Annotated in this window: 14 protein-coding genes; 8 read left to right on the top strand and 6 right to left on the bottom strand. The window is 71.4% G+C overall.

Going from position 1 to position 13,991, the window contains the following annotated elements:
• Positions 1 to 18 precede the first annotated feature (18 nt).
• Positions 19 to 918 (bottom strand): septum formation family protein, encoded by a 900-nt coding sequence (locus Phou_RS19585; protein ID WP_173057345.1) that lies wholly within the window; start codon positions 916 to 918, stop codon positions 19 to 21.
• Positions 919 to 1,005: 87 nt separating this feature from the next.
• On the opposite strand from Phou_RS19585, the gene Phou_RS19580 reads away from it, so the two are divergent.
• Complete coding sequence (locus Phou_RS19580; protein ID WP_173057343.1) at positions 1,006 to 1,665, top strand: TRM11 family SAM-dependent methyltransferase; 660 nt, start codon at positions 1,006 to 1,008, stop codon at positions 1,663 to 1,665.
• On the opposite strand, the gene Phou_RS19575 is transcribed toward Phou_RS19580, so the two are convergent.
• Both Phou_RS19575 and Phou_RS19570 read right to left on the bottom strand, forming a co-directional pair.
• On the bottom strand, positions 1,640 to 2,437 hold the full coding sequence (locus Phou_RS19575) for an endonuclease/exonuclease/phosphatase family protein (protein WP_173057342.1): 798 nt from the start codon (positions 2,435 to 2,437) through the stop codon (positions 1,640 to 1,642). The two genes, Phou_RS19580 and Phou_RS19575, sit on opposite strands and share 26 nt — an antisense overlap.
• A 37-nt stretch (positions 2,438 to 2,474) precedes the next feature.
• On the bottom strand, positions 2,475 to 3,284 hold the full coding sequence (locus Phou_RS19570; protein WP_173057341.1) for an alpha/beta fold hydrolase: 810 nt from the start codon (positions 3,282 to 3,284) through the stop codon (positions 2,475 to 2,477).
• Between the two features lie 92 nt (positions 3,285 to 3,376).
• Between Phou_RS19570 and Phou_RS19565 the strand changes: the two genes are divergently transcribed.
• Entirely contained in the window at positions 3,377 to 4,147 is a 771-nt protein-coding gene (locus Phou_RS19565) for an SDR family oxidoreductase (protein ID WP_246273623.1), read from the top strand.
• A complete protein-coding gene (locus Phou_RS19560) occupies positions 4,147 to 4,716 on the top strand; it encodes a YbaK/EbsC family protein (protein ID WP_173058592.1) in 570 nt (189 codons plus the stop codon). Before Phou_RS19565 ends, Phou_RS19560 begins: the two co-directional genes overlap by 1 nt.
• Positions 4,717 to 4,719: 3 nt before the next feature.
• Here the strand turns inward: Phou_RS19560 and Phou_RS19555 are convergent, their stop codons facing one another.
• On the bottom strand, positions 4,720 to 5,145 hold the full coding sequence (locus Phou_RS19555; protein WP_173057339.1) for a CBS domain-containing protein: 426 nt from the start codon (positions 5,143 to 5,145) through the stop codon (positions 4,720 to 4,722).
• 28 nt (positions 5,146 to 5,173) lie between these two features.
• Entirely contained in the window at positions 5,174 to 6,880 is a 1,707-nt protein-coding gene (locus Phou_RS19550) for a proline--tRNA ligase (protein WP_173057338.1), read from the bottom strand.
• 55 nt (positions 6,881 to 6,935) lie between these two features.
• Here Phou_RS19550 and Phou_RS19545 point away from each other — a divergent pair, with 55 nt between their 5' ends.
• Both Phou_RS19545 and Phou_RS19540 read left to right on the top strand, forming a co-directional pair.
• Entirely contained in the window at positions 6,936 to 7,727 is a 792-nt protein-coding gene (locus tag Phou_RS19545) for an SGNH/GDSL hydrolase family protein (protein ID WP_173057337.1), read from the top strand.
• A 29-nt stretch (positions 7,728 to 7,756) separates the two neighbouring features.
• On the top strand, positions 7,757 to 9,043 hold the full coding sequence (locus Phou_RS19540; protein ID WP_173057336.1) for an aminotransferase class V-fold PLP-dependent enzyme: 1,287 nt from the start codon (positions 7,757 to 7,759) through the stop codon (positions 9,041 to 9,043).
• A gap of 1 nt (position 9,044) precedes the next feature.
• Here the strand turns inward: Phou_RS19540 and Phou_RS19535 are convergent, their stop codons facing one another.
• A complete protein-coding gene (locus Phou_RS19535) occupies positions 9,045 to 10,304 on the bottom strand; it encodes a hypothetical protein (protein ID WP_173057335.1) in 1,260 nt (419 codons plus the stop codon).
• Between the two features lie 408 nt (positions 10,305 to 10,712).
• On the opposite strand from Phou_RS19535, the gene Phou_RS19530 reads away from it, so the two are divergent.
• From Phou_RS19530 to Phou_RS19520, 3 genes are all read left to right on the top strand, one after another.
• Positions 10,713 to 11,309, top strand: coding sequence for a TetR/AcrR family transcriptional regulator (locus Phou_RS19530; RefSeq protein WP_246273622.1), 597 nt, complete (start codon positions 10,713 to 10,715; stop codon positions 11,307 to 11,309).
• Positions 11,309 to 12,646, top strand: coding sequence for an acetyl-CoA carboxylase biotin carboxylase subunit (locus Phou_RS19525; RefSeq protein ID WP_173057333.1), 1,338 nt, complete (start codon positions 11,309 to 11,311; stop codon positions 12,644 to 12,646). The genes Phou_RS19530 and Phou_RS19525 overlap by 1 nt, the downstream gene beginning before the upstream one ends.
• A gap of 136 nt (positions 12,647 to 12,782) precedes the next feature.
• On the top strand, positions 12,783 to 13,907 hold the full coding sequence (locus tag Phou_RS19520) for a hypothetical protein (RefSeq protein ID WP_173057332.1): 1,125 nt from the start codon (positions 12,783 to 12,785) through the stop codon (positions 13,905 to 13,907).
• The last annotated feature ends 84 nt before the right edge of the window (positions 13,908 to 13,991 follow it).

Raw genomic sequence — 13,991 nt, 5'->3', positions numbered from 1 at the left:
GCCGGCGCGTGCGTGGCGTCAGCGGACCGGGAGCACGCCCGGACCAGCGCCTTTCATCGAGCGCCGCACCTCCCGGTCGTACATCCACAGGTAGCACTTGATGCCGCGGTCGCCGGAGCGCCACTCCTCCTCACTGACGACGCCGTAGGTCGTGCCGACCCGGTAGGTGAGGTTGCGGTCGTTGGGCAGCTTGGCGAACGCGGCGAGCACGCCGCCGCACCCGGCCAGGATCCGCTGGGTGTTCTTGATGAAGTCGGTGTAGCTCGTGTCCGGCGCCGTCCAGATGCCGACGAACTCGGCGCGGTGCGGTGTGGTGCACGCCGCCGCGTTCATGACGTCGATGGTCCTTCCATCCTTTGACAGCACCGGGCGGAAGCAGCCCAACAGCAGCTTGGGCTCGTCTTTCAGCGCGTCCTTGAGCGGCGCGGCGCGGGATGTTCCGCTGTACGTGTCGATCGACTCGAGCTGCCGCAGGTCGCAGCGGAACCACCGGCCGCCACCCGCCCACGCCTGCAGCGACGGCAGGATCAGGTCGAGCTTCAGCAGGCCGTGGCGCCAGTCGCCGCCGACGTACTCCTTGGCCTTGGCGTCGCACTCGGCGAACGCGGCGAGGGTGGGTTTCGTGCCGCGCGGCGGCATCGTGGCGCGCTCGGCGTCGGCTCCGGTGAACTGCCCGACGTGTACGGTCTCCGCGCCGTGCTGCCCGCCGCAGTCCAACGGGAAGTAGACGCCCTGAGATGCCTCGGTGAGCTGCTTGAAGCCGGCGTGGCAGACGCCCGACGCCGGGACGAACGGCTTGGGCTCCGGCAGCGCGGTCCAGTCGTCGGTCAGGTCGCCGTCGACGCCGGCCGGTCCGGAACAGCCGGTGAGGACCGCGACCGCCAGTACGCCCAACGCCAGCCACCGCATTCGCCGCATCGTCCACCCTCCCCGTGAAGCCGTCCGGCGGCAGCATAGGGCACGGGCGGGCTCCGAAAAGAAGTGCTGCGGCCGGATACTGGCGCAGTGAAACCGTGGCTGTACCTGAAGGCGACTGAGCTCATCGCGCAGCGCCCGGAGGGCGCCGACGAGGACGTGCACTACCCGGAGGCACTGGTCGAGGCGGTGCTGGAGGAGTTCACGGGCCCGGGCGACCTGGTGCTCGACCCGTTCGCCGGCTTCGGCACCACGCTGGTGGTTGCCGAGCGCATGGGCCGGCGGGCGATCGGCGTCGAGCTGCTCGACGAGCGCGTCGACCTGATCCGTGGCCGGCTGAGCGGCGGTGACGACGTCCGCGTCGTGCAGGGTGACGCGCGCAACCTCTCCGCGCTGGTCGACGGGCCGATTGACCTGTGCATGACGTCCCCGCCGTACATGACCGCCACCGACCACCCGGAAAACCCGCTGACCGCGTACGAGACGCTGGACGGCGACTACGTGACCTACCTCGCCGAGATCGGTGACGTCTTCCGGCAGGTGGCAGGGCTTCTCCGGCCCGGCGGGCACGCGGTGGTCAACGTGGCCAACCTCGAAGACGACGGGTACATCACGCCGCTCGCCTGGGACATGGGCCGCGTGCTCTGCCGCCACCTTGTGCTGCGCAGCGAGACGTTCCTGTGCTGGGACGCGCTGCTGCCAGGGCTGAGCGGCGACTACTGCCTCACGTACGAGAAGCCGCCAGGCTGAGGTCGGCCACCAGTCCGAAGTGGTCGCTCGCCCACACGCCGTCGACCGGCTCGGCGAAGAGCCGTTCACACCGGTCGATCCGCAGCGTCGGGCCCTTGGCCTCGCACCGGACGAAGATGTAGTCGATCCGCCGGTCCCAGTCCCAGCCCATCAGCGGGTTGCCGGTGGTGAACGTGTACCCCGCCTCGCCCGGGTGCGCCTGCTCCCACGCGTCTCGGTAGCAGACGCTCACGCCCTGAAGCGATTGCTTGCCGGACCAGAAGCGGATGCTCGCCGCGTCGGGTGTGGCGTCGAAGTCGCCGGCGAGCACGACGTGGGGAAGGTCGGCGCCGACCAGATCCTCGACCATGCGCGCCGTGACCACCGCCTGCAGCTCGCGCTCAAGCTCCATGTGCAACGGGTACGACGGCTTGTGGTTGACGAACAGCAGCGGCTCAGGGCCGTCGATCTCCGCCGCGTACACGCGGCCGATCCAGGGCTCGGCCGGGTCGACGCGCGCGGTGACGCTGAGGTCCCGCTCGTGCACCTTGGCGATCGGCCAGCGGCTGGCGATCGTGGTGCCGGCACCGTCCCGTGGCGTGCGGCCGCCGCCGTGGTGCAGCTCGTACCCATCGCCGAGCAGGTCGGCGATCTGGTCGTAGTCGTCCGTGACGATCGACTCCTGAAACGCGATCAGGTCCGGCCGCAGCTCGGCGAAGCCGGCGGTCAGCACGTCACGGCGTGCGGACCAGTCGCCGTGCTGGCACCAGAGGTTGAGCGTGGCAACCCGCATGCCGCCATCATCACGCCGCGGGCCTGCCGCCGCACGGCTACGACCGGGCGAAGACCGAGGCGGCGTGTGCCAGCACCGCCGGGTTGACCACGTCGGGGGAGTCGGCCTGCGGGTAGTGGCCCGAGTCGGGCACCATCAGCAGCTCGCCGCGCAGCCGCTCCGCCGCGAAGCGGGCCTCGGCCGCCGGGTCCGGAAAGTCGGGGTCCTTTTCGCCCATCACGACCAGGGCGGGCGCCAGCACGTCGTCAAGGCGGGCCTCGACCGGGGCGTGGCTGGTGACAACGGTCCGCTGGAAGGAACGCCAGTGGTCGCCGCGGCGCATGCTCGCACCGATGCGGTCCAGGTGGGCGGCCAGGTCGGTGGGGCGGCGGCCCGGATAGAGGGTCTTGTAGAACGCCCGCCAGGCGGCCGGGCCCCACGGCTTGACCAGCATCAGGCGCTGCATCAGCCGCATCACCGGGTTGGGCTTGGGGTCGCGCACCCACGGGCCCAGCAGCACCAGGCCGGCGACGAGCTCGGGCTCCTCGGCGGCCGCGATGATCGAGGCCGCGGCGCCCATCGAGTTGCCGACCAGGAGCGCCGGCCGACCGCCGAGGTGGGTGACCAGAGCGCGAATGTCGGATGCCACGGCGGGGTCGTCGTAGGCACCGAAGCCGTCGTCACTGTCCCCGTGGCCGCGCAGGTCCATCGCCGCTACCCGGTAGCCCGCGTCGACCAGGGCGGCGACGGTGAAGCGGAAGGTCGAGCGCAGGTCGCCCATGCCGGGCACGCACACGACCAGCGGCCCTTCGCCACTCACCTCGTACGCGATCCGGCCCTCGCCGCGGTCCAGGTAACTAGTTGTCATAGCTAAAAAGCTAACAGCATTAGCTTGGGTACGTCAAGCCGGCTCGGTCACGTTCCGCCGGACTGATCCGTCCACCCCGCATGAAGGTTCTCGTGACAGGTGCGAGCGGAGTCCTGGGCAGCGCGGTGGTCCCCCGCCTCGAAGAGGACGGCCACGACGTGCGCCGCACCAGCCGTCACCCGAGGGCCGGCTGGGTGAAGGCCGACCTCGCGACCGGGCAGGGACTGGTCGAAGCGGTGGACGGCGTGGAGGCGGTGGTGCACCTCGCATCCGCGACCAAGCAGTACCGCAAGGCCGGCGAGGTGGACGTGGCAGGCACGCGCCGCCTCGTCACCGCGGCCGAGCGGGCGGGCCTCGCTCACGTGGTGCTCGTCTCGATCGTCGGCATCGACCGGATCCCGTTCGGCTACTACCGCTCCAAGCTGGCGGCCGAGAAGGTCCTACAAGCCAGCCAGGTGCCGTGGTCGATCCTGCGGGCCACCCAGTTTCCACAGCTTGTGGATGAACGCTTCCTGCCTCTCGCCAGCCGCCTGGGCGTCCTCGTCACCGACCCCGGGATCACCGTGCAGCTTGTCGACCCGCGCGACGTCGCGGGCCGGATCGGCGAGCTGCTCGCGGGCGGGCCGAGCTACCGGGTGGAAAACTTCGGCGGGCCGGAGGTGCAGACCTTGGACGAGATCGTGCGCTCCTGGCTGCGCGCCACCGGCAGGCACCGCCCGGTGATCTCCCTGCGGCTGCCCGGCAAGATGCTTCGCGCGATGCGGGAAGGCGCGCTCACCACCACCGACCAGCCCACCGGCATCCGGACGTGGGAGGCCTACCTCGCCGAGCGGTACGCGCCGGTGCAAGACTCGCAGGCGTGATAGGGACTCTGAAGACCGAGCCAGCCCGCACGCGACCGGATCTGCTCGCCGCGCCCACCGTGGCCGCGCTCGACGCGTGGCCGGCCGATGCGCCGGTCGACGTGGACGAGGTGCTTGTCGCGCCGATCGACCCCACGCTGGCGGACACGGCCGCGTTCTGCGAGGCGTACGAGGTGGGCCTCGACGTCTCGGCCAACTGCGTGGTGGTCGCCGGCAAGCGCGAGGGCGTGACCCGGTACGCGGCCTGCGTCATCCTGGCCACCACCAGGGCCGACGTCAACGGCGTGGTGCGGAAGATGCTCGACGTGCGCAAGGCGAGCTTCGCGCCCATGTCGGAGGCGGTGGAGCTGACCGGGATGGAGTACGGCGGGATCACGCCGATCGGGCTCCCCGAAGACTGGCCGATCCTCGTCGACTCCCGCGTGGTCGCCGCACCTAACGTGATCGTTGGCTCCGGCGTGCGTCACAGCAAGATCGTGCTGCCCGGGCCAGCGCTGGGCGCGCTCGCGAATGCCCAGGTGGTGGAAGATCTAGCCAAGGCTGTCGATACCGTTGCACGTGAAACCTGAAGATCAACTATTGGGCGCGGCCTCGGTGATGTCGCTGAGCGCGGACGACGGGTCGAGGTAGGTCGCGAGGTCGCCGAGCGAGACCACGCCGACCAGCTGGCGGTCGGCGTCGCACACGAGGAGCCGGCGCACCGCGCGGTCGCGCATCAGGCGGGCCGCCTCCTGAGTGCTGGCATCCTGCTGGATCATGATCAGGTCGCGGCTGGCGATCGAGCCAACAGTCACGAGGGTCGGATCCTGACGCTCGGCCACGGCCCGGACCACGATGTCCCGGTCGGTGAGGATGCCGGCCAGCGCCGGGCCATCCGTGACCACGATGTCGCCGATGTCGGCCGAGCGCATGGCCTGCGCGGCCTCGTCCACTGTGGTCTCGGCCGGTAGGTAGACCACCTGCCTGGTCATCACGTCGGCCACGGTTCGGATACCCATGGGACATTCGTACCCGCACGTCCGAGCGCTACACCCGGTCGAGAGACACCTCGGAGCGCTCGCCCGTGGCCCGGTCACGCCATTCCACGTACCCCTCCTTGAAACGGCGCCCGACCACGACGGCCTCAGGGATGCCGATCAGCTCGGCGTCGGTGAACTTCACCCCGGCGGAGACCTGCGTCCGGTCGTCGACCAGCACCCGCCGGCCGCGGGCGGCGAGGCGACCGCCAAGCTCGACCGCCGCGGAGCCGAGGTCTTTGCCGGCGGCGATCACGTGCACGTCGAACGGCGCCACGTCGCGCGGCCACATCAGACCCCGCTCGTCGTGGTGCTGCTCGGCGACCGCCGCGACCGCGCGGGAGAGGCCGATGCCGTAGGAGCCCATGGTGGGCCGCACCGGCTTGCCGTCGGGGCCGAGCGCGTCCACCTGGAAGAGGTCCGTGTAGCGGCGGCCGAGCTGGAAGATGTGCCCGATCTCGATCCCGCGGCGCATCGTGAGCGTGCCCACGCCGCACGCCGGGCAGGGGTCGCCGGCGCGCACCTCGGCCGCCTCGATTGTGCCGTCCGGCGTGAAGTCGCGGCCGCACACCACGTTGATCGCGTGACGACCGGGCTCGTTGGCGCCGGTCAGCCACGACGTGCCGGGGACGACGCGGGGGTCCACGAGGTAGCGCAGGGAGAGCTTCTGCGGACCGATGTAGCCGCGGACCAGGTCGGACCGGCTCGCCCACTCGTCGAACATCGCGACGCCCGCGGGGTGCAGCGCGGCAGCCGCGCGCTTCAGGTCCACCTCACGGTCGCCAGGGACCCCGATGACAAGGAGGTACGGCTCGGCGCCGGGCGGCGAGACGGTGACCACGACGTTTTTGAGGGTGTCGGCGGCGGTCCAGTCCGCACGCCCGCCGAGGCGGCGTGAGTTGGCGAGCGCGACGAGCGTGTCAATCGTCGGGGTGTCCGGGGTGTCGTGCACTTCGAGCGCGGGTTGTGCGGCGGGGTCGCGCGCCGGCGGCACGGGTGTCCGCACGGCCTCGGTGTTTGCCGCGTAGTCGCAGTGGGTGCACCCGACGAACGTGTCTTCGCCCACCGGCGAGACGGCGAGGAACTCCTCGGACGCCGAGCCGCCCATCGCGCCGGACATCGCGGCGACGATCGAGTAGTCCAACCCCAGGCGGTCGAAGATCCGCTGGTACGCGCCGCGGTGCTTCTCGTACGCCGCGGCGAGGCCGGCGTCGTCCAGGTCGAACGAGTACGCGTCCTTCATCAGGAACTCGCGCCCGCGCAGCAGCCCCGCCCGCGGCCGCGCCTCGTCGCGAAACTTGCTCTGCACCTGGTAGAGGATCACCGGGTAGTCCTTGTACGAGCTGAGCGTGTCCCGCACGAGCAGGGCGAACATCTCCTCGTGCGTGGGTGCGAGCAGGTACTCGGCGCCGCGGCGGTCCTTGAGCGTGAAGATGTCCGGGCCGTACTCGGTCCACCGGCCACTCGTCTCGTACGGCTCGCGCGGCAGGAGTGACGGAAACGACACCTCCTGGCCGCCGATCGCCGCCATCTCCTCGCGGACCACCTGAGTGACCCGGTCGAGCACGAGCTTGCCCAGCGGCAGCCAGGTGAACCCGCCCGGCGCGGCCCGCCGGATCATGCCCGCCCGCAGCAGCAGCCGGTGGCTTGGCACGTCAGCGTCGGCGGGGTCCTCGCGCAGCGTACGAAGGAAGAGCGTGGACATCCGCAACAACATGTGCGCAGCGTAGGCACCGGCAGAGGGTCAGGGCACCCGCATTACCCTGGCCATCGTGAGTTGGCGCAGTTTTGTGGCGGTCGGGGACAGCTTTACCGAAGGAATGGACGATCCGTACCCGCAGAAGGGTGTCTACCGCGGGTGGGCGGATCTCGTGGCGACGCGGTTGGCGGCCGAGGTCGGGCCGGACTTCCGGTACGCAAACCTGGCGATCCGGGGGCGGCTGTTTCCCGGCGTGGTGTCCGAGCAGGTACCGGCGGCGCTGGCGATGCGCCCCGACCTGATCAGCTTCGCGGCGGGCGGCAACGACATGTTGCGCCGCAACTTCGATCTTGGTTCGTTGATCGAGCGTTTCTTCAAGGTCGTCGAGGAGCTGCGCGGCAGCGGCGCCGACGTGATCCTCTTCCGGTTTTCGGATGCCTGGGTCACCCGGCTGCCGGGCGCGCGGATCACCCTGCCGCGCGGGACCCTGCTCAACCAGGCGGTGGAGCAGGCCGCGAAGTCGACCGGCGCCAAGCTGGTCAACCTCAACGAGGACCCGGCCTTTCACCACCCGCTGATGTGGAGCGTCGACCGCCTGCACCTGTCCGAGCTCGGCCACCGCCGCGTCGCCGGGCACGTGCTGAACGCGCTCGGCGTGGGCTGCGACGAGGAGTGGCTGCTGGTGCCGCCACGTCCAGAGCCCAGCCCCTGGCTGGCCGCCCGCGCGGCCGACCTGCGCTGGGCCGGGCGCTATTTCGCGCCGTGGGTCAAGCGCCGTATCACCGGCCGTTCCTCGGGAGACCTGATCACCGCAAAGCGCCCGATTCTCGGGCCGGTGGAGCCGGAAGGTAACGCCGCATCCTGATCGTGACCTCGACGGCGCAGGCTATCGGCATGAGACGGCGAAGCCTGCTGGGGGTGGCGGCAGCGGCCGGGCTGGTGGGTGCGGCCTCGGCGTGCGAAGAGGAGCCGGCGGCGGCGCCCGCGCCTGCGAGCGCGCCGCCTCTGATTCCCACGGACTGGGCCAGCGTACGGGCCCAGTTCGCGGTCGATCCCCAAATCGCGCATCTGTCCACCTTCGTGTTCGCGCCGCATCCGGCGCCGGTCCGCGCGTCGATCGAGCGGCACCGCGCCGGGCTGGACGCGGACGCGATCGGCTACCTGCACGAAAACGAGGCCCGGCTGGACGAGCGGGTCGCGGTGGCGGCCGCCGACTACCTGGACGCGCGGCTGGACGACATCGCGTTCACCGACTCGACCACGATGGGGCTGGGGCTGCTTTACAGCGGGCTGCGGCTCGGGCCGGGCGACGAGGTGCTGACCACCGAGCACGACTTTTACGCGACGCACGAGTCGCTGCGGCTGCGGGCCGAGCGCGACGGGGCGACCGTTCGGCGGGCCCGGCTCTACGCCGACCCCGCCGCCGCCAGCACCGACGAGATCGTGGGCAACCTGACCCGGGCGGTGACCGCGCGCACCAAGGTGGTGGCGGTGACCTGGGTGCATTCCAGCACCGGGGTCAAGCTGCCGATCCGGGCGATGGCCGACGCGCTGCGGGGGCGCGGCGTGCTGCTCTGTGTCGACGCGGTGCACGGCTTCGGCGCGGAAGACGCCAGTCCGGGCGACCTCGGCTGCGACTTCCTTGTCTCCGGGTGCCACAAGTGGCTGCTCGGCCCGCGCGGCACCGGGCTTGTCTGGGGGTCGACCGAGGGTTGGGCGCGGTTCACACCGCTGATCCCCACGTTCGACGGGCGCAGCATCGGCGCGTGGCTCGGCTTCGACGGCGGCGCCACCCCGCCCGGCCCGGCGGCCACACCGGGTGGCTACCACAGCTTCGAGCACAGGTGGGCGCTAGCCGAGGCGTTCGACTTTCACAAGGCGATCGGGCGGCCGCGGGTCGCGGCACGCACCCACGAGCTGGCGACCGCCCTCAAGGACGGGCTCGCGGGTATCGGCGGGCTCAAGCTGATGACGCCGAAGAGCCCGGACCTGTCCGCCGGTGTCGTCTGCTGCCAGGTGCCCGAGGTCAGCGTCGACGAGGCCGTGGCCCGGCTGCGCGGCCTCAAGGTCGTAGCCAGCGCGACGCCTTACCGGCCGACGTTGCTGCGGTTCGGTACGACGATCGTCAACAATGAGGCCGACGTGGAGGCCACGGTGAAGGCGGCCCGAACGCTCGTTTAGGTCAGCGGGCGATGACCTGGCGGATCGAGACCAGGCCGGGCACCGCGGTTCGGGACAGCTGCTTGCCGGTGGTCAGGTCGTGCGCGGTGATGGCGCCCTCCTGGCCCACGTACACCTTCTCGGTGCCGTCGAGCAGCGCCAACCCGCGCACCGGCGAGCCGGTCGACCACCGGGTGGCGGCGCCGGAGGTACCCATCGGCATGACCACAACCTTGTCGCCGCCGCCCACGACGAGCCGCCCGCCGTCGGCGGTGAGGGCGGCGGTCGCCGGTCCCGCGCCGGCCGGTGCGGCGAGTGGAGCGGTGCTCGCCACCGTGAGGCCCTCCGGGTCGATCACCGCGACCGTGCCGGTGACCGCGTCGACGACGCAGAGCCGCAGTCCGTCGCCGCTGAGGGCGATCGCGTGGCGGTCGGCCGCCCGGACACCGAACGGCTCCGGCAGGTCGATGCAGTACGCCCACCGCTGACCCAGGTGCAGCGTGTGCACGAAAGCGTGTACGTGCGGCGCGCTGTCCCGCGCACCGGCCAGGAGGTCGCGGCTGTGCAGGTGGTCGGGCTGGTGGGTGTAAAGCGTGAAGAGCTGCTGCCGCTTCGCGTCGTACACCGCCTGCCGGCCCTGGCCGCGCATCTCCTCCTCGGCACCTGGCGGCAGGACCGCCTTGTTTCGGGTCAGCAGCGGCTCAAGGGCGCCGGAGCGCAGGTTGAGGGCGCGGACGCGGTACCGGTCCGGCGCGGTTGGCGGCAGGTAGTCCAGGACAAAGAGGTACTGCCCGGTGACGTCGAACGCCTCGGGGTCGAGGTTGCCCGGCAGGTCGACGCGGGTCCGCTCGCCGCTGCCGTCGGCGACCGCGATGGTGGTACGGCTACGCGGCCCGGCGGGTGGAGCGAGCGCGACGAGGCGCCCTTCGGCGGAGACGACGCGCGCCGCCAGCTTGTCGCGGACCACGCTCCCGGAGACCACCTCGCCGGTGGGCAGCCCGTGGGTCGCCAGCTTGGTGCCCTTGCCGGTCCACTCGGTACGGACCAGCCGGGTGCGGTCACTCGTGACGATCGACGGGGCGGCGGGCAGTGTGACCTGGCCGGTGCCGGCGTCCACGACCGCGAGTCCCGCCTGCGTCTCCACGACGAGCAGGTCGCCGGGAGCTGCCTTCGGCTTGGCCGCTGGACCCGAGTCGCAGGCGCCGAGCACCGTGCCGGCGCCGGCGAGCCCGGCGAGCTGAAGGACTGTGCGCCGGTACATCAGCCCCGGAGGATTCGTCATGCCGGGAAAGAGGCGTGGCGGGAAGCGGCGGTTCCGCGGACGTGTGATTACCGCCTCACTCGTTTCGACCGACTCCGTAGCGTGACAACGCCCACCAGTGGACTGCAGCCGGCACAGTTATGGTGCAGATAGAGGCAATCTTTCGGTCTTCGACGTCGTGGGGTTTTCGCGCCGATCCCGGCGGTCCACAAGTCGCCGCCGCATGGCGGGCCTTCGCGCGGGCCACGGTTGCCTCCAGCGTCGTTGAGCTGGGCCGGTACCCCGTAAACCCGGGTCGGCTGTCCTCAGTGGACGGGTGTCGGCGGCCGCGGCCGGCGCCACTCTGGCGAGTCTGATGTCTCGACGCTGGTAGGGAGAGGGCGCCGATCGCATGATATGCGTGTGTTGACATTTGGTTACGCTGACCCCGTGACGGTGGAGCAGCAGACGTCGTCGGTGCCGGCCCGTAGGCGGACCCGGCGCGACGAGATAATCGAGATCGCTGTAGGCCTTTTCGCGGCCCGTGGTTACCACGGCGTGTCGATGGACGACATCGGCTCGGCCGCGGGAGTGACGGGTCCGGCGCTCTACCATCACTTCGCGGGCAAGGAAGCGATGCTCGTCGCGGCCTTGATCCCGGTCAGCGAAGGCCTCCTGGAGGGCGGTCGCGCCCGCGTGGCGACCCACCCCGACGACGCTCGCGCCGCGCTGGAGTCGTTGATCGACTTCCACGTCGAGTTCGCGCTCGCCAATCCGGCGGTGATCGCGTTGCACCTGCACGAGCTCGACCGGCTGCCCGAGGAGCCGCGGCGGCAGATCCGCCGGCTCCAGCGGCTGTATGTCGAGGAGTGGGTCAACGTCCTGACCAACCTGCGCCCCGAGCTCGTCGCCGGCGAGGCCCGGGTGCTGGCGCACGCCGCGTTCGGCCTGATGAACTCGACGCCGTTCCTCGGCGGCGAGGTCGAGCGGGAGCGCCGTGCGGCGCTGCTGCGTGAGGCGACGCTGGCGGCGCTGGTCGGACCTTGATGATCGAGTCCCTCCTCGTCGCCAACCGGGGCGAGATCGCGCGCCGGGTGATCCGCACCGCCAAGCGTCTCGGCGTGCGCGCGATTGCCGTGCACTCCGAGGCCGACGCGGCCCTGCCCTTCGTGGCGGAGGCCGACGAGGCGATCAACATCGGCCCGGCCAACCCGGCGTTGAGCTATCGCAACGGCGAGGCGATCCTGGCCGCGGCCAAGGCGACCGGCGCGCAGGCGGTGCACCCCGGCTACGGCTTCCTCTCGGAAAACGCGGACTTCGCGCGGGCGGTCGAGACCAACGGCCTGCTCTGGGTCGGTCCGGGCCCGGATGCGATCACCGCGATGGGCGACAAGATCAATGCCCGCAACCTGATGGCCGCGGCGGGCGTGCCGGTCGCGCCCGGCACCACTGACCCGGCAGCCACGGTCGAGGCAGCCGTCGAGGCGGCCGCCTCGATCGGCTACCCGGTGATGGTCAAGGCGGCCGCGGGTGGCGGCGGCATGGGCATGGGCGTGGCGGTCGACGAGGCGGCGCTGCACACGGAGTACCAGAAGGTGCGGAGCTTCGCGGAGCGGATGTTCGGCGACGGCTCGGTGCTCATCGAGCGGTACTTCCCGCGTGTGCGCCACATCGAGGTGCAGATCCTCGGCCTGGCCGACGGTCGCGTGGTGGCGCTCGGCGAGCGGGAGTGCTCGGTGCAGCGCCGCAACCAGAAGCTCCTGGAGGAGTCGCCGTCCCCGGCGGTCACGCCGGAGCTGCGCGAGCGGCTCCTGGCCGCCGCGGTGCGGGCCGGCGAGGCGGTCGGTTACCGCAACGCCGGCACCGTCGAGTGCCTCTTCGACCCGGGCAGCGGCGACTTCTTCTTCCTGGAGATGAATACCCGGCTCCAGGTCGAGCACCCTGTCACCGAGCTCGTCTACGGGCTCGACCTCGTCGAGGAGCAGCTGCGCGTGGCGGCCGGCCTGCCGCCGGCGTTCGATCCGGACGCGCTGGCACCGCGCGGGCACGCGATCGAGCTGCGGGTCAACGCCGAAGACCCCAAGCGCTTCCTGCCCGGCCCGGGCGCGATCACCGCGTGGAACGAGCCGAGCGGCGAAGGGGTACGCGTCGACTCCGGCTACGCGGCCGGCACGACGGTGACGCCGTTCTACGACTCGCTGATGGCCAAGCTGATCGTGTACGCCGGCGACCGGGCATCCGCCATCGAGCGGGCCCGCGCCGCCGTCGCCGGATTCGAGATCGCCGGGCCGAAGTGCAACCTGCCGTTCTTCGCCGAGCTGCTGGACAACGACGAGTTCATTTCGGGTGACTACGACACCGGCATCGTCGCCCGGATGCGTTAAAGCCAAAACACTTTCCCCAAATACGTCGCGTGACCCGAGCGCGCCCGTATCGTTACCAATTACGAGCGGCGGTCAAACCGGTCCGAATAGATCGGATCGCCGCCACGAACGAAGTAACGCAGGGGAAAGGCGGGACATGACAAGGTCGGGAGTCGAGCGCACTCAGCGCACGGCGACGCGACCGGCGCATGTCCGCCTCGGCCTGCGCGTGCTGGCCGTCGGCGGTCTGGCGGGAGCGGCCTGGCTCCTGTCCGCTGCCTCGGCACACGCCGCGGAGGCCGCCCTGCCCACCGAGGACGCGCCCGCCGATCTTTCGGTGGTCTCGCTGGTCGCCGGCCCTGCCGGGTCCTCAGCGCTTTCGCCCATCGCGGAGACGCTGGACACCGCGCTGGTCGCGACCGATCTCGTACACGTGGGGCGGGCGAGCACGGTTGTGCTGCCCAGCGCCACTGCCGCGTCCTCCGTCCCGGTCACCTCGCAGCCGGCCAACCGGCCGGGCGGCGACCGGGACAGCTCCGCCCGCGGGGCGGCCGGCGAGCCGGCGGGTGCCAAGGCGCCCGCCGCTGCGCCGAGCAACGCGCGGGACCGGGCGGGTGCCAGCGATGGCGCTCTGACCGGTGCGGTCCGCGGCCTGACCACGCCACTGGGGCTAACCGGTGCGCTGGCTGGGCCGACGGGCCTTCTCACTCCGCTGACCCGAGCGGTCGACCCGGTGGTCGCCCCGCTGGACAGGGTCCTGCGTCCGGTCACCGGCGTGCTGCTCACCGCGGCGCAGCCGGTCACCGCGGCGCTGGGCTCGGTCACGCGGGCGGCGTTCGGGGGTGACCCGGCGGCGCAGCGGGGGTACGAGCTGATCCCGAGGACCACACCGGTCCTCGCCGCCGAGGCGGGGCCGGCCCAGACAGGTCCGGCAGCCGTGCTCGGCACGCGGACGGTGGGCTACACCGAGGTCAGCACAGGTTCTCTCTCCGGCGACCGGCGCTATGCCGGCACGGAGCTGCGCTCGGTCGGATCGCCGGACGAGCGCCCGGGCGGCGGTAACCTGCCCGATCGGCACTACCCCGCGCCCCTTCGGGCGTACCTCGGGGCGGGTGCCGGGATCCCGGCCGGTGGGCCCGGATCCCACGCGGAGGGCGGCGCGTTCGCTGTCCTTCCCTCCTCGGTCGTGCAGAGCACGGTGGCGTTCCACCGGCTGCCGGTCACGACCGACGTCGCGGTCCTGCGGCATGTGGCCGAGGCCCCGACCGTCTCACCTGACTAACTGGGTGGACTGTGCCGGTCATGCGATGACCGGGCAGGAAGCACACCCGGCCCCATCCAGCTCACCGGTACGTCTTCACCGGAA

Origin of the sequence: Phytohabitans houttuyneae, assembly GCF_011764425.1 — a bacterium.
Classification (GTDB): Bacteria; Actinomycetota; Actinomycetes; order Mycobacteriales; family Micromonosporaceae; genus Phytohabitans; species Phytohabitans houttuyneae.
This window is presented reverse-complemented; position numbering and strand designations above follow the sequence as displayed.

What these genes read in the sequence shown, in the direction of transcription:
- Phou_RS19570 (WP_173057341.1), bottom strand. Translation starts at nt 3,284, where the DNA reads ATGACAACTAGTTACCTGGACCGCGGCGAGGGCCGGATCGCGTACGAG.
- Phou_RS19540 (WP_173057336.1), top strand. Translation starts at nt 7,757, where the DNA reads ATGAGACGGCGAAGCCTGCTGGGGGTGGCGGCAGCGGCCGGGCTGGTG.
- Phou_RS19575 (WP_173057342.1), bottom strand. Translation starts at nt 2,437, where the DNA reads ATGCGGGTTGCCACGCTCAACCTCTGGTGCCAGCACGGCGACTGGTCC.
- Phou_RS19520 (WP_173057332.1), top strand. Translation starts at nt 12,783, where the DNA reads ATGACAAGGTCGGGAGTCGAGCGCACTCAGCGCACGGCGACGCGACCG.
- Phou_RS19585 (WP_173057345.1), bottom strand. Translation starts at nt 918, where the DNA reads ATGCGGCGAATGCGGTGGCTGGCGTTGGGCGTACTGGCGGTCGCGGTC.
- Phou_RS19555 (WP_173057339.1), bottom strand. Translation starts at nt 5,145, where the DNA reads ATGGGTATCCGAACCGTGGCCGACGTGATGACCAGGCAGGTGGTCTAC.
- Phou_RS19525 (WP_173057333.1), top strand. Translation starts at nt 11,309, where the DNA reads ATGATCGAGTCCCTCCTCGTCGCCAACCGGGGCGAGATCGCGCGCCGG.
- Phou_RS19550 (WP_173057338.1), bottom strand. Translation starts at nt 6,880, where the DNA reads ATGTTGTTGCGGATGTCCACGCTCTTCCTTCGTACGCTGCGCGAGGAC.
- Phou_RS19535 (WP_173057335.1), bottom strand. Translation starts at nt 10,304, where the DNA reads ATGACGAATCCTCCGGGGCTGATGTACCGGCGCACAGTCCTTCAGCTC.